Raw genomic sequence first — 16540 nt, 5'->3', positions numbered from 1 at the left:
TTGGTCGTGAGGCATGGGACACGTACGACAGGATGTCCACCGTACGAAGGATACCGCTCACCCTTCGTATCTGTGCTGATTGCGCTGAGCAACGCCTTCCGGGACACTCGTAACTGACGCCACGTCGGGGATGGTGCAGATGGTACTCCGCAGAGCGGGCACGGCAGCCGCGGCGGCCGCGGTCGTGACGGTCGGCCTGATCGGCGTCGTCGCCGTCGGCACCTTCGCCGCCAGCGGCACCGCCGGCACCCGGAGCGGCGCCGCCACCCTGTCGACGGGCACCGTGCCGGCCGCCTACCAGCCGCTGATCCAGCAGTGGGGCACCCTCTGCCCGGAGATCTCGCCCCCGATGCTCGCGGCGCAGCTGTACCAGGAGAGCGGGTTCGACCCGTCGGCGAAGAGCCCGGCCAAGGCGTACGGCATGGCGCAGTTCCTGGAGGCCACCTGGGCCACCTACGGCGTCGACGCCAACAGCGACGGAAAGCGCGACATCTGGGATCCGGCCGACGCGATCGCCTCCGCCGCGACCTACGACTGCGCCCTCGCCAAGGACGTCTCCCGGGTGCCGGGCGACCGGCAGGCCAACATGCTCGCGGCGTACAACGCCGGACCGTACGCGGTGATAAGAGCAGGCGGCATTCCGCCCTACCGGGAGACCCAGGGCTATGTGAAGAACATCCAGTCACTGGCCCGCAGTTTCACCGCGCCCGAGCCGGCGACCGGGGTGGCGCTCTCCGCGCAGGCGGCCGGGGCGATCTACTTCGCGCAGACGAAGCTCGGCACTCCCTATCTCTGGGGCGGGGAGGGCCTGCCGTCGCAGAGCGGCCGCTTCGACTGCTCCGGGCTCACCCAGGCGGCGTTCGCGAGCGTGGGCATCACGCTGCCGCGCGTCGCGAACGACCAGTGGTACGCCGGCGAGCACCCGTCCCGCGACCAGCTGCGCCCGGGCGACCTCGTCTTCTTCGCCAACGACCTCGGCGACCCGCGGTCGATCCACCACGTCGGGATCTACGTCGGCGGCGGCTACATGATCGACGCCCCGCACACCGGCGCCGTCATCCGCTACGACAGGATCGACCACCGCGACTACATCGGCGCCACCCGGGTCACGCCGGACGGTGCCGGGGCGCTCCCGGTCCGGAACGCCGACGGCACCATCACCAGCGGTCAAGGCCCGGCAAAGACCTGATCCGGGCCCGCGGCGAGGTGTGCGAGGCTGGTGGACGGCGGGTCAAGTTTCCATAACACGAGGTTTCCGTGGAACCCTGTGGCCTGCTCATGACGTTGTCCGGTGCTGACGGGGCACCCGCAGGTGCGTGAACAGATAGGGAGGTGCGGCATGTCGACGCTGCTCGCCGACACGGCCAACCCGGACCTCGGACTGCTCCGTGCGATCAACGGCCTGGCGCGGTCGGCGCCCGGCCCGCTGGACTCCCTGGTCTCGTGGATCGGCGAGTACGGCATCCTGCTCGGCCTTGCCGCCGTCTGCCTCACCGCCTGGCTGCAGGCCCGCCGCCGCCCGGACGCCCCGGTCGCCGTCGCCGGCCTGCTGTGGGCCCCGCTCGCCGTCGCGGTGTGCGAGCTCGCCAACCTGCCGATCTCGGCGATCGTCGACCGGCCTCGGCCCTTCGTCGACCATCCGGACCTGGAGGTGCTGGTCGAGGGCAAGGAGGGCACGCTCTCCTTCGTCAGCGACCACTCCGCGATGTCGATGGGCATCGCGGTCGCGCTGCTGCTGGTCAACCGCCGGCTGGGCCTGCTGGCGGGGGCGCTCGCACTGCTGCAGGGCTTCTGCCGCATGTACATGGGGGTGCACTACCCGACCGACGTGATCGGCGGCTTCGCCCTCGCCACGGCCGTGGTGCTCCTGCTCGCCCCGGTCGCCATGGCGGTGCTGGTGCCGCTCTGCCACGCGCTGACCCGGACGGCGGCGGCGCCGCTGATCGTCGCCCGGAACCGCGGGAACGCGGCCGGTACGGGCGGTACGGGCAGTGCGGGCGGTACGGGTCGCAGCCGCCGCAGGCGTGAACGGGTGCCCGCCGACGACCCGGCCGCCAGGTCCGACCTGGCCGCCTGACCGCCGCCGGGTCCGACGCCGTCCGGTCCGACGCCGTCCGGTCCGAGGCCGTCCGGTCCGAGGCCGTCCGGTCGGGGCGGCGCCCCGGCACCTGCGGGGTTCAGTCGTCGCCGCACCGCAGGTGCTCGTCGGCGTCCCTGCGGGCCTTGTCCCGCGACCGCCGCGCGGGGGCGAACCATCCGCAGCTGCAGACGGCGAAACTGAAGGAACCTCGTTCTTCGACCGCCACCCGGTGGGTGTCCGTCGGGGCCGGTCCGGATCCGACGTGGAGCTCGCTGCGCACGTGCCTCACGGTAACGCCCGCCGGACCCGGCGCGCGGCGGTATTCCGCGCGCCGGGTGAACCGTAACCCCCCGGGCACCTGCTCGTTGGGCGCAGGAAAGCTTCGCCCATCCGGGGTGGTGCTTGCCGGGCCGCGGGGCCCGAGGGGGTTGTGTCGATCGTGAAGAAGCTGAAGCCCGTGCGTGCCGCTGCCGCCGTGGCCGTGCTCACCGCCGTGCTGTCCGGCTGCTCGGGCGGCGACGGCCGGGCCCGGGGGACGTCGGCGGACGAGCTCTCCGCCGACCCGCTGACGGCGGTCCGTTCCGCGGCCGACATCACCGGCCGGACGGGCTCCGCACGCACGACCACCGAGCTGGTGACGGAGTCGGGGGACAAGAAGGCGGTCTTCAACGGCACCGGCGGCTACGACTACGTGAAGCGGGTCGGCACGCTGGAGGTCACCGTGCCGCCCGGTGCCGCGACGACCGGCACCATCCGGGAGATCGTCCTGCCCGGCACCGTCTACCTGCAGAACAGCGGCGCGAAGGTGCCCGAGGGCAAGTGGGTGCGCCTGGACGTCCGGCAGCTCCCCGACGGCAACCTGGTGAGCAGCGGCGCCACCGATCCGGCGAGCGCCGCGGGTGCGCTGCGCGGGGCGCAGTCGGCCGAGCTGGTCGGCACCGAGACGGTGGGCGGCGTCCTGCTCACCCGGTACAAGGGCACGCTGGACCTCGCGAAGGCCGCGGAGGCGACCGGCGGCCGCGGCGCGGACGGCCTGCGGATGGCCGCGCAGACGTTCACGGTGAAGCAGGTGCCGTACGAGGCGTGGCTGGACGCCCAGGGGCGGCTCCGCAAGGTGGTGGAGACGTTCGCGTTCGCCGGGGTTGCCGGGTCGAAGGAGGCGAAGGACCAGGTCACGGTGGTCTCGACCACTTCGCTGGCCGAGTTCGGCGCGCCCGTGCAGGCCGCCGAGCCGGCGGCGTCGGAGATCTACTCGATGAAGCCCTCGGCCCCGGCGAAGTGACGGTCCGGGTCGCGGCCTAGTGCCTGCGGCCGCAGAGATGACCCGTCCGTGCCATACGGTACGGCCCCGTACTTCCCTACCCTGGGGACGGGGCGTCGCGGCCCCGGCCGGAGGCGGCGCTGGAGGGGGGTGGTGCAGGTGGCGTCCTCGGACGACCGCACGGGCGGCCACGACGAGACGGCGCTCGACGAGATCGAGCTGGCCGGCGAGCTGATGATCGCCGCGTCGACCAGTGCCGACGACCGGCTCGCCACCGAGCAGATCGACCGGGTCCTGCTGGACCGGGTTCCCGGTCACGGTGGCCGTCCGGGGGGCGGGCGCCCGGAGCCCGGTGGCCGGGACTGACCGGTCCTCAGGGGCCGTACCGGGCGGGGAGCCCCGCCCGGAGCCGCCCGCCCTGCGGGATCCGCAGGCCCGCGGATCCGGTGCCCGGGGCCGGACCCCGGCGCACTAGGTGCGCAGCAGGCGCGCGATGGCAGCGGTCGCTTCCGCCACCTTCCCGTCCAGTTCGGCACCGCCCTGCTCGGCCGCGGCGGCCACGCAGTGCCGCAGGTGTTCTTCGAGGAGCGAGAGGGCGAACGCCTGGAGGGCCTTGGTGCCGGCGGACACCTGGGTGAGGATGTCGATGCAGTAGACGTCCTCGTCGACCATCCGCTGCAGGCCGCGGACCTGGCCCTCGATCCGCCGGAGCCGCTTGAGGTGCTCGTTCTTCTGGGAGCTGTAGCCGTGCGGGCCGTGGGGGTGGGCGGCGCCGGCCTCGGCGGTGACGTCGTCGCCCCCGGCCGCCGTGTCGGGGGTGGTGGTCTGCGCGGTGCCCGTGTGCATCGTGGTCATCCGACCCGCCTCTGTCTCCCTGCTCGCCGTGCCTGGACCTTCAGTGTCCAACACGCCCGCCCTTTCCGGTGTTCCGCCGTCCGGGCGGCTGCGTGGATCTCCCCGTGCAACGCGGGAGCATTCCGGCCGATGTTCCGCCAGACTGGGGAACCGCTTCCACACCCCGTTTGCACGTCCGGGACGACGAGCGCCTAGAGTCGTTCAGTCCCTACCCCGCACATCGGAGATATCCGTGCGTTTTAGCCTGACCCCGAAGGAGACGAGCTTCTACGACATGTTCGCCGCCGCGGCGGAGAACCTCGTCGTCGGATCGAAGCTCCTGCTGGAACTGCTGGGGGCGGACGTGTCGGCCCGCGCGGAGATCGTCGAGCGCATGCGCGCCGCCGAGCACGCCGGTGACGACACCACCCACGCGATCTACCACCAGCTGAACTCCTCCTTCATCACGCCCTTCGACCGTGAGGACATCTACAGCCTCGCGGGGTCGCTGGACGACATCATGGACTTCATGGAGGAGGCGGTCGACCTGGTCGTCCTCTACGACATCGAAGCCCTCCCCAAGGGTGTCGAGCAGCAGATCGAGGTGCTGGCCCGGGCTGCGGAGCTGACCGCCGAGGCGATGCCGAACCTCCGGTCGATGCAGAACCTCACCGAGTACTGGATCGAGATCAACCGGCTGGAGAACCAGGCCGACCAGATCCACCGGAAGCTGCTCGCCCACCTCTTCTCGGGCCAGTACGAGGCGATCGAGGTCCTCAAGCTGAAGCAGGTCGTGGACGTCCTCGAAGAGGCAGCCGACGCGTTCGAGCACGTGGCCAACACGGTGGAGACCATCGCGGTCAAGGAGTCCTGACCCCCGTGGACATGGCAGCACTGATCGCCGTCCTCGGCGTGGCCTTCTTCTTCACGTACACCAACGGCTTCCACGACTCGGCGAACGCCATCGCGACCTCCGTCTCCACGCGGGCGCTGACCCCGCGGGCGGCGCTGGCGATGGCGGCGGTGATGAACCTGGCGGGCGCCTTCCTGGGCTCCGGCGTGGCGAAGACCGTCTCCAAGGGCATCATCGAGACACCCACCGGCAGCCAGGGCATGGCGATCCTCTTCGCCGCACTGGTCGGTGCGATCACCTGGAACCTGATCACCTGGTACTTCGGGCTCCCGTCCTCCTCCTCGCACGCGCTGTTCGGCGGCATGGTGGGTGCGGCGCTGGCCGGCGGTACCGACGTGATCTGGAGCGGCGTCGTCGAGAAGATCATCATTCCGATGTTCGTCTCGCCGGTCGTCGGTCTGATCGGCGGCTTCCTGGTGATGCTGGCCATCCTGTGGATCTTCCGCAGGGCCAACCCGCACCGCGCCAAGCGCAACTTCCGGGTCGCGCAGACCGCCTCGGCGGCGGCGATGGCCCTGGCGCACGGTCTCCAGGACGCGCAGAAGACGATGGGCATCGTGGTCCTGGCGCTCACCATCTCGGGTCACCAGAGCGGCAGCGACATCCCGATCTGGGTGAAGATCTCCTGCGCGACGATGCTCTCGCTGGGCACCTACGCGGGCGGCTGGCGCATCATGCGCACCCTCGGCCGCAAGATCATCGAGCTGGACCCCCCGCAGGGCTTCGCCGCCGAGGCGACCGCGTCGAGCGTCATGTACATCACCTCGTTCGTCTACGCGGCGCCGATCTCCACCACCCACGTGATCACCTCGGCGATCATGGGCGTGGGTGCGACCAAGCGGATCCGCGCGGTGCGCTGGGGCGTGGCGAAGAACATCGTGCTCGGCTGGTTCATCACCATGCCGGCCGCGGCCCTGGTGGCGGCGGCCATGTACGGGATCGTCGACCTGATCTTCCTCTGAGCCCCGTCGGCCCGCGGCCGGCACAGGGCAGGGCCCGCCCCCACATCACGGGGGCGGGCCCTTCGTACTCCGCGGCGGCACCGCCATGCAGCGCCGCGGAGCAGTTCGTGTCTCCGTGCGGTCGGCTCAGCCGAAGCGGCCGGAGATGTAGTCCTCGGTGGCCTGGACGGACGGGTTGGAGAAGATCCGCTGGGTGTCGTCCAGCTCGATCAGCTTGCCCGGCTGCCCGACGGCGGCGAGGTTGAAGAAGGCCGTGCGGTCGGAGACGCGCGCCGCCTGCTGCATGTTGTGCGTCACGATCACGATCGTGTACTGCGCCTTCAGCTCGCCGATCAGGTCCTCGATGGCGAGGGTGGAGATCGGGTCGAGGGCGGAGCAGGGCTCGTCCATCAGGAGCACCTGGGGCTCGACCGCGATGGCGCGGGCGATGCAGAGGCGCTGCTGCTGGCCGCCGGAGAGACCGGCACCCGGCTTGTTGAGGCGGTCCTTGACCTCGTTCCAGAGGTTGGCGCCCTTGAGGGACTTCTCCACGACGCCGTCCAGCACGGACTTCCTCCGGACACCGGCGAGCTTGAGGCCGGCCGCCACGTTGTCGTAGATCGACATGGTGGGGAAGGGGTTCGGGCGCTGGAAGACCATGCCGATCGAGCGGCGCACGGCCACCGGGTCGACGTTGGCGGCGTAGAGGTTCTCGTCGTCGAGCAGCACCTTGCCCTCGACGCGGGCGCCGGGGATGACCTCGTGCATCCGGTTGAGGGTGCGGAGGAAGGTGGACTTGCCGCAGCCGGAGGGGCCGATGAAGGCCGTCACGGAGCGGGGCTCGATGGTCATCGAGATGTCGTCGATGGCACGGGTGGAGCCGTAGTAGGCGGACAGTCCGCTGACGTCGATGCGCTTGGCCATGATTCTTCTTCTCTCGTCTTCTCGTACGTCAGTCGGGTCAGTGTCCGCCCTTGGGCGAACGCCAGCGGGCGATGCCCCGCGCGATGAGGTTGAGCCCCATCACGAGGACGATCAGCACCAGCGCGGCACCCCAGGCACGGGCATAGCCGAAGTCGTTGTTGACCATCGAGTACTGCTGCCAGATGTAGAGCGGCAGTGACTGCTGCGGTCCGTTGAACGGGTCGCCGTTGATCGCGTCGGCACCGAAGACCAGCATCATCACGGGCGCGGTCTCGCCGGTGATGCGGGCGACGGCCAGCATGACGCCGGTCGTGATACCGCCGATCGCGGTCGGCAGGACGATCCGCAGGATGGTCTTCCACTTGGGCACGCCGAGGGCGTACGAGGCTTCCCGCAGCTCGTTCGGGACGAGCTTGAGCATCTCCTCGGTGGAGCGCACGACGACCGGCATCATGAGGATGGCCAGCGCGAGGCTGCCGGAGAAGCCCGAGTAGTCGAACCCGAGCATGAGGTTCCACAGCGAGAGGATGAACAGGCCGGCGACGATCGACGGGACGCCCGTCATGACGTCGACGAAGAAGGTCACCCACGCGGCGAGCCGGCCGCGGCCGTACTCGACCAGGTAGACGGCGGTCAGCAGGCCGATCGGGGCGGCGATGGCCGTCGCGAGGAGGACCTGCTCCAGGGTGCCGATGATGGCGTGGTAGATGCCGCCGCCGGGGCCGGAGGAGATCACGTTCTTCATGGAGTGGGACAGGAAGTTGCCGTCCACGACCGCCAGGCCCTGCTGCACGGTGTAGATCGTCAGCGCGGCGAGCGGCACGACCGCCAGGATGAAGGCGACCCAGACGATCGCGGTCGCCAGCCGGTCCTTGGCCTGCCGGCGGCCCTCGACGCGGGCCGAGAGCGCGTAGCTGACGACCACGTAGAGGGCGGCGGCGATGATGCCCCACTGCAGGTGGCTGGCGAGACCGGCAGCCGCGCCGACGGCACAGCCGACGCCGACGGAGAGGACGGCCACGCCGGCCGGGGCCCACTTCGGCAGCCGGGCGGCGGTCAGGTCGCGGCGCACCGGCACCGTGTCGGAGAGTGTTGCCGTGCTCATGCGTTGGCCCCCGAGTACTCCTTGCGGCGCGCGATGATCAGTCGGGCGGCGCCGTTCACCAGCAGGGTGATCACGAAAAGGACGAGGCCGGAGGCCATCAGCGCGTCCCGGCCGAAGGGCTGGGCCTCGTTGAACTTCAGCGCGATGTTCTGCGCGAAGGTGCCGCCGCCCGTGTCGAGCACGTGCAGCGACAGGACGCTGTTGGCGGAGAGCACGATGGCCACGGCGATGGTCTCGCCGAGCGCGCGGCCGAGGCCGAGCATCGAGGCGGAGATGATGCCGGGGCGGCCGAACGGCAGGACGGCCGTGCGGACCATCTCCCAGCGGGTCGCGCCCAGGGCGAGCGCCGCCTCCTCGTGCATCCGCGGCACCTGCCGGAAGACCTCGCGGCTGACCGCGGTGATGATCGGCAGGATCATGATGGCCAGCAGGATGCCGACGGTGAAGAGGTTGCGCGGGGTGACGCCGGGCTGGGTCTGGTCGAAGACGAAGGTCCAGCCCAGGTACTCGTCCAGCCAGGAGGTCAGGCCGTCGATGTGCGGGACGAGGAAGAGCACGCCCCACAGGCCGTAGACGATGCTGGGGACGGCTGCGAGCAGGTCGACCAGGTAGGCGAACGGCTGGGCGATGCGGCGCGGCGCGTAGTGCGAGATGAACAGCGCGATGCCGACGGCCACCGGGACGGCGATCACCATGGCGATGAGCGCGCTGACGATGGTGCCGAAGGCGAGGACGGCGATGCCGAAGACCGGCTGGGGCGCGTCGGGGTTCCACTCGAAGGTGGTGAGGAAGTTGCCCTCGTTCTTGGAGAGGGCGATGCCCGAGCGGTAGGCGAGGAACCCGGCGATGGCGGCCATGATGACCAGCAGCAGGATGCCCGACCCTCGGGAGAGGTTGAAGAAGATGCTGTCGCCGAGCCGGCTGTCGCTCCGGCTGCGGCGGGCCCTGCCTCGTGAGGCGGCAGGGGGGGATGAAGTCATGATCGTCTACTCCGGTCTGACGGCGCTGTCCCCGTGGGGGACGGCACCTGGCGGCGGTGCCCCGGACTGTGCTGTGGGTGGTGCTCCGGCGGAGCGGCCCGTCCCCCCTAGGGGGCCGCTCCGCCGGTGGCGCGGGATCAGGCCAGGGTCGGGATGACGGCCTGGACCTTGGCGGAGAGCTCCTTCGGCAGCGGGACGTAGCCCTTGGCGCCGATGGCCTGCTGGCCGGCGTCGCTGATGGTGTAGGTCAGGAACGCCTTGAGGGTGTCGAGGCTCTCGGCCTTGTTGCCCTTGTCGCAGACGATCTCGTAGGTGACCAGGACGATCGGGTAGGCGCCGTCCGTCTTGGTCGCGTAGTCCAGGCTCAGGGCCAGGTCGCTGCCGGTGCCGGTGACCTTCGCGGTGGCGAAGGTGGTGGCGGCGTTCTCGGCGGTCGCGTCGACCGGCTTGGAGGCGCCGGTCGCGATGGCGGCGCTCTTGAGGCTGTTGGTCTGCGCGTAGGAGAGCTCGACGTAGCTGATCGAGTTCTTGACCTGCTTGACCTGCGCCGAGACGCCGGCCGAGCCGTTGGCGGACTGGCCGCCCTGGCCCGCCCAGGTCTTCGCGGCCGGGTACTTCCAGGCGCCGCCCGAGGCCTTGGCGAGGTAGCCGGTCAGGTTGGCGGTGGTGCCGGAGTCGTCCGAGCGGTGGATGGCCTGGATCGGCGCGTCCGGCAGGGTGACGCCCGCGTTGAGGGCGGCGATGGCCGGGTCGTTCCACTTGGTGATCTGCGAGTCGAAGATCTTCGCGACGGTGGGCGCGTCGAGGACGAGCTTGTCGACGCCGTCGATGTTGAAGACGATCGAGATGAGGCCGCCGACCATCGGGAGGTTGATGCCCTGGCCGGTCTTGCAGGCGGCCTTGGACGCGTCGACCTCGGCGGGCTTCAGGGCGGAGTCGGAGCCGGCGAAGGCGACCTTGCCCTGGTTGAACTGCTGCACGCCGGCGCCGGAGCCGCCGCCGCCGTAGGTGATGGTCGAGCTGGAGCAGGCGGAGCCGAAGGCGGCCTTCCAGACGTCGATCGCGTTGGTCTGCGCGGTGGAGCCGGCGCCCAGCAGCTGGCCGCCCTTGCCGCACTCGATCGAGGCGGCGGAGGCCGCGCCGGAGGCCGAGGAGCCGGTGCCGGTGGTGGTGGTGTTGTCGTCCGTGCCGCAGGCCGCAAGCGACAGCGAGCTGACGAGCGCCACGGCACCGATGGCGAGGGCCTTGGAGCGGCCGTTCCGCTGGAGCTTCACTGGGTGTCCCTTTCTGACGCACGGCCGACGCCCGGGGCGAGCTCGTCGATGGCTCGATTCGGCGCAGGTCGTGCTGTGGTCCGGGGCCCGTTCGGCCCTCCGGTAGTCCCGAAGGTAGGCCGGACAGGTGACGCATCACCCGGTCGCAAATGAACGGAGAGTGAACCTCGAACGGATGGCAGGAAACCGCGTCCGGTAGTAACGGTTGCGTCACGGTGAGGGCGCGGTGAGGTCTCCCGGCGCCGGCCGCCACCACCGGCCCTGACCTGCGGCGCGGCAGCGGGCGGCGGACCGGCCCCGGACCTCCCCGGTCAGCCCTCCCCGGAGCCCAGCAGGTGCAGCAGCGCGTCGATCAGCGCCCGGTCGCGGGGGTGCGTGAGCCGGGCCCGGGCCTTCTTCGGAGGCAGCCATTCCAGCCGGTCGACCTCCCGGTTGGGAGTGAACGAACCGCCCGTCGGCGAACCGGCCCAGTACCGGACCTCCTTGGGCCGGCCGTCGACCAGGTAGTGCTGGGCCGGCAGCTCGGGACCGAGCACGCAGGACAGCCCGGTCTCCTCCCGGACCTCCCGCAGCGCGGCGGCCCGCCAGCCCTCGCCGGGGTCGAGCTTGCCCTTCGGCAGGCTCCAGTCGTCGTACTTGGGCCGGTGGATCAGCGCGATCCGGGGCTTCTTCCAGCCCCGGCCGTCCTTCCGGGGCGGGCCGGGCACCCACAGCACCGCCCCGGCGGCCAGCACCGTGGAGCCGCGGCCCGCGCCGCGCCGTACGACGGGCACGGGGCCGCCCCCGGACGCGGGGCCGCCGGGCCCGCCGTCCGGGCGGACGGCGAAGGGGTTGGCGGCGCCGGTGTGCGCTGCGGTCAGGCGGTCGCCCATTCATGCCATCCGTGGTGCGGGAGCTTCGGCCACTGGACTCCGAAGGCGTACCGGGCCGCCTCCACCTCCAGTCGTTGATCAGCATGCACCACTCCGAGCACGTACGCCGTCGCCGGGGTGATCCTCGGCGTCCGTGCCGCCAGGGAGACGGTGGCCGCGGCGTCGGAGGCGTCCCGGTGCCGGTCGAGCGCGCCGGCGAGCCCGTCCAGGCCGGTGGCCGGCGCCCCGCACACCTCCAGGGCGTACCGCATGCGCTTGAGCAGGATGCGGACCCGGTGCCAGGGCTCGTCGTCCGCCGCGAGCAGGCTGTCGGCGTCGGACGGCCCGGGGACCGCCCCGCTGCGCGGCGCGGGCAGGACGGCCAGCCGGTGCAGGCCGTCACCGCCGTACGGCTGCACGGCACGGTCCAGCGGGAGCCGGCCGGCCCCGGCGGCGAGGGCAGCGAACGCGGCGCCGGCCTGCCCCAGCAGGGCCGCGCCGGAGCGGTCGGCGGCCTCGCCGGCCAGCGGCACGTCGCCGGTCAGCAGGGTCATCCGGTCGGCGAGGGCGTGCAGCCGGGAGGAGCGGAGCTCCTGCAGCAGGCTCGTGTGCGCCCGGGTCCGGGCCAGGGTGAGCTGGCGCTCCAGCAGGGCCCGCGCCTTCGGGGTGCCGGCGTGACCGGCCAGCATGCCGGGCGTGTCCGCGGACGTGCCGCCGAGGGAGTCCAGCGCGGCCAGCAGCCGGGCCGCGCGGCGACGGTAGCCGGGCTCGCGGCCGAGCAGGTCGAGCAGCCAGCGCAGCTCGGTGCGGAGCTCCCCCGACCAGCCGGGTTCGAAGGCGGGCCCGAAGGTGTGGAGCGCACCGCCGATCCGACGGGCCGCCCGGAGGAGGTCGTCCGCACCCGCCGCCGAGGCCGGGAGCGAGCCCGGTCTCGATCCGGCCTCGCCCACCGCCTGCGGCAGGGCGCGCAGGAACGCGCCGGCCTGGGTGGTGAGGTAGCCGGAGAGGACTTCCCCGGCGGACGCACCGGGCGCCGTCGGGGCCGTCATCGGCGAATCGGTCATGACAAGGACTCCCCCATGTGGTCGTCCCGGGTCGGCTCCGCGGCCGCCCGCCCCGGCCACCGCCGGGACCGGGACGGCCGACGGGCCCGGGCAGTGGTCGGTCAGCGCCCCGAGGACGCGTTGCGGCGGCGCCGGCGTGAGGCGATCAGCAGATCCTGGACGTGCTGCAGCGGCTTGCCGTCGGCGTCGGTCGCGTGCCGCGTCCAGCTGCCGTCCGCGCCGAGGTGCCAGGACTCCGTCTCGTCGGAGAGCCCGAGGTCGAGCAGCCCGGACAGTTCGGTGCGGTGCGCCGGGTCGGAGACCCGCACCAGCGCCTCGATGCGGCGGTCGAGGTTGCGGTGCATCATGTCCGCGCTGCCGAACCAGACCTCGGGCTCGCCGCCGTTGCCGAAGACGAAGATCCGCGAGTGCTCCAGGAACCGGCCGAGCACGCTGCGCACCCGGATGTTCTCGCTGAGGCCGGCCACGCCGGGCCGGATCGCGCAGATGCCGCGCACCCACACGTCCACCGGCACACCGGCCTGCGAGGCCCGGTACAGCGCGTCGATCAGTGCCTCGTCGACGATCGAGTTGACCTTCAGCTTCACGTACGCCGGGCGGCCGGCCCGGTGGTGGGCGATCTCGCCGTGGATGCGCGAGACCAGGCCGTCCCGCAGGCCGCGCGGCGCGGTCAGCAGCCGCCGGTACGACTCGCGGCGCGAGTAGCCCGACAGCCGGTTGAACAGGTCGGAGAGGTCCGCACCGACCTGCGGGTCGGCGGTGAGCAGGCCGAGGTCCTCGTACAGCCGGGCGGTCTTGGGGTGGTAGTTGCCGGTGCCGACGTGCGCGTAGCGGCGGAGCGTGTCGCCCTCCTGTCGGACGACCAGCGACAGCTTGCAGTGCGTCTTGAGGCCGACCAGGCCGTAGACGACGTGGCAGCCGGACTCCTCCAGCTTGCGGGCCCACTTGATGTTGGCCTGCTCGTCGAACCGCGCCTTGATCTCCACCAGCACGAGCACCTGCTTGCCGGACTCGGCCGCGTCGATGAGTGCGTCGACGATCGGCGAGTCACCGGAGGTGCGGTACAGCGTCTGCTTGATGGCGAGGACGTGCGGGTCGGCGGCGGCCTGCTCCAGGAAGGCCTGCACCGAGGTGGAGAAGCTGTCGTACGGGTGGTGCAGCAGCACGTCCCGCTCGCGCATCGCGGCGAAGATGTCCGGCTGCGACGCCGACTCGACGTCGGTCAGTCCGCGGGCGGTGCCGGCGACGAACGCCGGGTACTTCAGCTCCGGCCGGTCGAGCCCGGCGATGCCGAAGAGCCCGGTCAGGTCGAGCGGCCCGGGCAGCGGGAAGACCTCCGCCTCGGTGATGTTCAGCTCGCGCACCAGCAGGTCGAGGATGTAGGGGTCGATCGACTCCTCCACCTCCAGCCGGACGGGCGGGCCGAAGCGGCGCCGCATCAGCTCCTTCTCCAGCGCCTTGAGGATGTTCTCGGCGTCGTCCTCCTCCACCTCCAGGTCCTCGTTGCGGGTGACCCGGAAGGCGTGGTGGGCGAGCACCTCCATCCCCGGGAAGAGCTCCTCCAGGTGGGCGCCCATCACGTCCTCCAGCGGCACGAACCGCTGCGGCGAGGACTCCAGGAAGCGCGACAGCGACTGCGGCACCTTCACCCGCGCGAAGTGCTTGTGGCCGGACACCGGGTTCCGCACCACCACGGCCAGGTTGAGGCTCAGCCCGGATATGTACGGGAACGGGTGGGCCGGGTCCACGGCCAGCGGGGTGAGCACCGGGAAGATCTGCTGGCGGAAGAGCGTGTGCAGCCGGGCCTGCTCCTTCTCCGGGAGGTCCGGCCAGCGCACCACCTCGATGCCCTCGGCCGCCATGTCGGGCAGCACCTCGTGCTGGAACGAGGCCGCGTGCCGGGCCATCAGTTCGCGCGAGCGGCGCCAGATCAGGTCGAGCACCTCGCGCGGCTGGAGGCCGGACGCGCTGCGCGTGGCGACACCGGTGGCGATGCGGCGCTTGAGCCCGGCCACCCGCACCATGAAGAACTCGTCCAGGTTGCTGGCGAAGATGGCCAGGAACTTCGCCCGCTCCAGCAGCGGGACGTCCGGGTCCTCGGCGAGTTCCAGCACCCGCTCGTTGAACGCCAGCCAGCTGCGCTCACGGTCGAGGAACCGGCCCTCCGGAAGGTCGCCGAACTCGGACCCGATGTCCGCGGGTGCCGTCAGCACGCCCGCCGCGGGAGCCCGCCCCACCCGGGACAGCGCTCCGGCGACCGGCGCGTCCTTCAGCGGCAGGCCGAGCGCGGCGGACACCCCGGGGGGCGGGGCCGCCGCCGTCCGGGAGACCGGGGCCGGCACGGCGGACGGCGCCGCAGCACGGGACGTCTTCGGCGCCCGCGCGCGGCTCTTCGTCGCCGGCTCCCCGGCCGGACCCGGGTTCGCGCCGGAGCCCGCGGACGAGGCGGCACTCGAGCCCGCGCCGGACGAAGCGGAGACAGGGCCAGGAATGCTCATCGGTGCCAGCTCCTCCTGCAGGGCGAAGTCCCGGAAGCACGTCCCGCGGGCGTCCGCCGCACTCGCGGCGCCGTTCGCGGTCGTGCCGTACGCAGTGTCCTCGTCCTGCCACACCAGCGCCCACCCTCCGGGAGCGGCCACGGGATGCGCGGCCGGCCGGCGGGCGGAGCGGGGACGAGGCACTACGGGCGTCATCCTGTGATCTTCGCGGCGTCAATTGAATCCACGGTAAACACCGCATGGCCAGGAGGAAAGCTGAGTCGGTCACCCCTGTGGGTCGGAGGCCCCCGGAACAGCGCCCGCCGGCACGCGGTACATCAGGTCCACCTCGTGCACGGTGAATCCCAACCGTTCATATACCCGCACAGCGGCCGGATTGTCAGCGTCCACATAGAGCAGCACGGACGGCACGCCGCGGTCGCCGTACAGGTGCCGCAGACCGGCCGAGGTCAGCGCACGGCCGAGGCCGCCGCCCTGCTCCTCCGGGTCCACTCCGACCACGTAGACCTCACCGAGGCCGTCCGGGTGCATCTTCGTCCAGTGGAAGCCGACCAGCTCGCCGCCGCGGGTCGCGAGGAAGAAGCCCGCCGGGTCGAACCACGGCTCCGCGAGGCGGTCGGCCAGGTCGGCCTCCGTCCAGGCGCCCTGCTCCGGGTGGTGGGCGAAGGCCAGGGCGTTGAGCCGCAGCCACGCCTTGTCGTCCTCGCCGGGACGGAAGGTCCGCAGCTCCACACCGTCGGGCAGCACGACCGCCGGCACCTCGACGGACGGACGGCGCATCTGGCGGAGCTCCCGCACCAGGACGGCGCCGTAGCGCTCGGCGAGCCGGGCGGCACCCGGGTGACCGCCGTGCGCCCACACGTCGAGGCCGGACGCGTCCGCGTCCGTTTCCGCCGTGCCCGCGTCCGCGGGATCGGCCGCTGAAGGATCGGCCTCCGCGGGATCTGCCGCCGCCACCACGGCGGCCGCGAGCCGGCGGCCCAGACCTCGCCTCCGCAGCTCGGGGTGGACGGCGAACTCCGCGGTCGCCCGGCCGCCGGCTTCCGGCACGTCCAGCTGGCCGTAACCGGCCGGGCGTCCGTCGAGCGTCTGCAGGACGTGCCGCACACCGGGCCGCCCCGCGCCCTCGCGCAACCGGAGCCGGCCGGCCTCGGACACCGCCTCCCGACCGTCGTCCACCGCGGCGGAGGTCAGAACGGCCCGGGCGACCGCCAGATCGTCGGACGACAGCACGGACGTGACACGGATGCGCTCGCCGCCGAGCGACGTGGGGGTGGTCTCCATGCTGCGACCCTACGTCGCCGAGGAGGGAGCCCTCCGGGGAACCCCGAGAAGAGCGGGCAACGGCCGCCGTCCCACCGACATCGGCACCGATATCGGCACCTGGTCCGGTCGTGTGGTGAATACCGGCCGGAAACTGGGCCGGAAACGCAGAGAAGCCCCCTCCCGGCAAGGGGAGGGGGCTTCTCTCGAAGAATTGTTCGGCGGCGTCCTACTCTCCCACAGGGTCCCCCCTGCAGTACCATCGGCGCTACGAGGCTTAGCTTCCGGGTTCGGAATGTAACCGGGCGTTTCCCTCACGCTATGACCACCGAAACACTATGAAACTGTCACCACCCACCCGCGGACCGGAACAGGCCGGTGCGATGGGGGTCGTTGTTTCAGAACAACACAGTGGACGCGAGCAACTGAGGACAAGCCCTCGGCCTATTAGTACCGGTCAACTCCACCCCTTACAGGGCTTCCATATCCGGCCTATCAACCCAGTCGTCTACTGGGAGCCTTACCCTCTCAAGGAGGTGGGAGTGCTCATCT

Annotated in this window: 16 protein-coding genes and 2 rRNA genes; 6 read left to right on the top strand and 12 right to left on the bottom strand. The window is 71.7% G+C overall.

Features of this window, described 5'->3' with window-relative positions:
• Positions 1-139: 139 nt before the first annotated feature.
• Both SNE206_RS04305 and SNE206_RS04300 read left to right on the top strand, forming a co-directional pair.
• On the top strand, positions 140-1189 hold the full coding sequence (locus SNE206_RS04305) for an NlpC/P60 family protein (RefSeq protein ID WP_407911996.1): 1050 nt from the start codon (positions 140-142) through the stop codon (positions 1187-1189).
• Positions 1190-1339: 150 nt separating this feature from the next.
• Complete coding sequence (locus SNE206_RS04300) at positions 1340-2077, top strand: phosphatase PAP2 family protein (RefSeq protein WP_407911995.1); 738 nt, start codon at positions 1340-1342, stop codon at positions 2075-2077.
• Positions 2078-2177: 100 nt separating this feature from the next.
• On the opposite strand, the gene SNE206_RS04295 is transcribed toward SNE206_RS04300, so the two are convergent.
• On the bottom strand, positions 2178-2360 hold the full coding sequence (locus SNE206_RS04295) for a hypothetical protein (protein ID WP_407912233.1): 183 nt from the start codon (positions 2358-2360) through the stop codon (positions 2178-2180).
• Between the two features lie 159 nt (positions 2361-2519).
• Between SNE206_RS04295 and SNE206_RS04290 the strand changes: the two genes are divergently transcribed.
• Both SNE206_RS04290 and SNE206_RS04285 read left to right on the top strand, forming a co-directional pair.
• Entirely contained in the window at positions 2520-3362 is an 843-nt protein-coding gene (locus tag SNE206_RS04290; protein ID WP_407911994.1) for a hypothetical protein, read from the top strand.
• 138 nt (positions 3363-3500) lie between these two features.
• Complete coding sequence (locus SNE206_RS04285) at positions 3501-3707, top strand: hypothetical protein (RefSeq protein ID WP_407911993.1); 207 nt, start codon at positions 3501-3503, stop codon at positions 3705-3707.
• Between the two features lie 105 nt (positions 3708-3812).
• Here the strand turns inward: SNE206_RS04285 and SNE206_RS04280 are convergent, their stop codons facing one another.
• The gene (locus tag SNE206_RS04280) at positions 3813-4196 is read right to left on the bottom strand and encodes a metal-sensitive transcriptional regulator (RefSeq protein ID WP_407911992.1); all 384 of its coding nucleotides are present in this window, start codon (positions 4194-4196) and stop codon (positions 3813-3815) included.
• A 232-nt stretch (positions 4197-4428) separates the two neighbouring features.
• Between SNE206_RS04280 and SNE206_RS04275 the strand changes: the two genes are divergently transcribed.
• Together SNE206_RS04275 and SNE206_RS04270 are read left to right on the top strand one after the other, a co-directional pair.
• Positions 4429-5049, top strand: a complete 621-nt coding sequence (locus tag SNE206_RS04275) for a DUF47 domain-containing protein (protein WP_387586396.1) — start codon at positions 4429-4431, stop codon at positions 5047-5049.
• Between the two features lie 5 nt (positions 5050-5054).
• Complete coding sequence (locus tag SNE206_RS04270) at positions 5055-6050, top strand: anion permease (protein WP_407911991.1); 996 nt, start codon at positions 5055-5057, stop codon at positions 6048-6050.
• A gap of 126 nt (positions 6051-6176) precedes the next feature.
• On the opposite strand, the gene pstB is transcribed toward SNE206_RS04270, so the two are convergent.
• From pstB to SNE206_RS04220, 10 genes are all read right to left on the bottom strand, one after another.
• Entirely contained in the window at positions 6177-6953 is a 777-nt protein-coding gene (pstB, locus tag SNE206_RS04265; RefSeq protein WP_407911990.1) for a phosphate ABC transporter ATP-binding protein PstB, read from the bottom strand.
• 37 nt (positions 6954-6990) lie between these two features.
• Positions 6991-8058, bottom strand: a complete 1068-nt coding sequence (pstA, locus tag SNE206_RS04260; RefSeq protein ID WP_407911989.1) for a phosphate ABC transporter permease PstA — start codon at positions 8056-8058, stop codon at positions 6991-6993.
• Positions 8055-9038: a phosphate ABC transporter permease subunit PstC gene (gene pstC, locus SNE206_RS04255; RefSeq protein ID WP_407911988.1), complete on the bottom strand. Its 984-nt coding sequence runs from the start codon at positions 9036-9038 to the stop codon at positions 8055-8057. The genes pstA and pstC overlap by 4 nt, the downstream gene beginning before the upstream one ends.
• Before the next feature lie 137 nt (positions 9039-9175).
• Positions 9176-10312, bottom strand: a complete 1137-nt coding sequence (pstS, locus tag SNE206_RS04250; RefSeq protein WP_407911987.1) for a phosphate ABC transporter substrate-binding protein PstS — start codon at positions 10310-10312, stop codon at positions 9176-9178.
• Positions 10313-10623: 311 nt separating this feature from the next.
• Positions 10624-11184: an NUDIX hydrolase gene (locus SNE206_RS04245; RefSeq protein ID WP_407911986.1), complete on the bottom strand. Its 561-nt coding sequence runs from the start codon at positions 11182-11184 to the stop codon at positions 10624-10626.
• Positions 11169-12227 carry a CHAD domain-containing protein gene (locus SNE206_RS04240; RefSeq protein WP_407911985.1) on the bottom strand — a complete coding sequence of 353 codons (1059 nt, stop codon included), beginning with the start codon at positions 12225-12227 and terminating at the stop codon, positions 11169-11171. Before SNE206_RS04240 ends, SNE206_RS04245 begins: the two co-directional genes overlap by 16 nt.
• Positions 12228-12328: 101 nt before the next feature.
• A complete protein-coding gene (locus tag SNE206_RS04235) occupies positions 12329-14725 on the bottom strand; it encodes an RNA degradosome polyphosphate kinase (protein WP_407912221.1) in 2397 nt (798 codons plus the stop codon).
• A gap of 264 nt (positions 14726-14989) precedes the next feature.
• Positions 14990-16009: a mycothiol synthase gene (gene mshD, locus SNE206_RS04230; protein ID WP_407911984.1), complete on the bottom strand. Its 1020-nt coding sequence runs from the start codon at positions 16007-16009 to the stop codon at positions 14990-14992.
• Positions 16010-16204: 195 nt separating this feature from the next.
• A 5S ribosomal RNA gene (rrf, locus tag SNE206_RS04225) occupies positions 16205-16321 on the bottom strand.
• Between the two features lie 94 nt (positions 16322-16415).
• Positions 16416-16540: ribosomal RNA gene (locus tag SNE206_RS04220) — 23S ribosomal RNA — on the bottom strand; the annotation flags it as partial.

Source organism: Kitasatospora sp. NE20-6 (assembly GCF_045862635.1).
The sequence above is the reverse complement of the archived record's forward strand: the minus strand, read 5'-3'. Positions and strand labels throughout refer to the sequence as shown.

Bases quoted from the DNA above. Each gene is read 5' to 3' on its own strand.
- SNE206_RS04280 (WP_407911992.1), bottom strand. From the start codon at position 4,196: ATGACCACGATGCACACGGGCACCGCGCAGACCACCACCCCCGACACG.
- SNE206_RS04240 (WP_407911985.1), bottom strand. From the start codon at position 12,227: ATGACCGATTCGCCGATGACGGCCCCGACGGCGCCCGGTGCGTCCGCC.
- SNE206_RS04245 (WP_407911986.1), bottom strand. From the start codon at position 11,184: ATGGGCGACCGCCTGACCGCAGCGCACACCGGCGCCGCCAACCCCTTC.
- SNE206_RS04235 (WP_407912221.1), bottom strand. From the start codon at position 14,725: ATGAGCATTCCTGGCCCTGTCTCCGCTTCGTCCGGCGCGGGCTCGAGT.
- SNE206_RS04300 (WP_407911995.1), top strand. From the start codon at position 1,340: ATGTCGACGCTGCTCGCCGACACGGCCAACCCGGACCTCGGACTGCTC.
- pstC (WP_407911988.1), bottom strand. From the start codon at position 9,038: ATGACTTCATCCCCCCCTGCCGCCTCACGAGGCAGGGCCCGCCGCAGC.
- pstA (WP_407911989.1), bottom strand. From the start codon at position 8,058: ATGAGCACGGCAACACTCTCCGACACGGTGCCGGTGCGCCGCGACCTG.
- pstB (WP_407911990.1), bottom strand. From the start codon at position 6,953: ATGGCCAAGCGCATCGACGTCAGCGGACTGTCCGCCTACTACGGCTCC.
- SNE206_RS04305 (WP_407911996.1), top strand. From the start codon at position 140: ATGGTACTCCGCAGAGCGGGCACGGCAGCCGCGGCGGCCGCGGTCGTG.
- mshD (WP_407911984.1), bottom strand. From the start codon at position 16,009: ATGGAGACCACCCCCACGTCGCTCGGCGGCGAGCGCATCCGTGTCACG.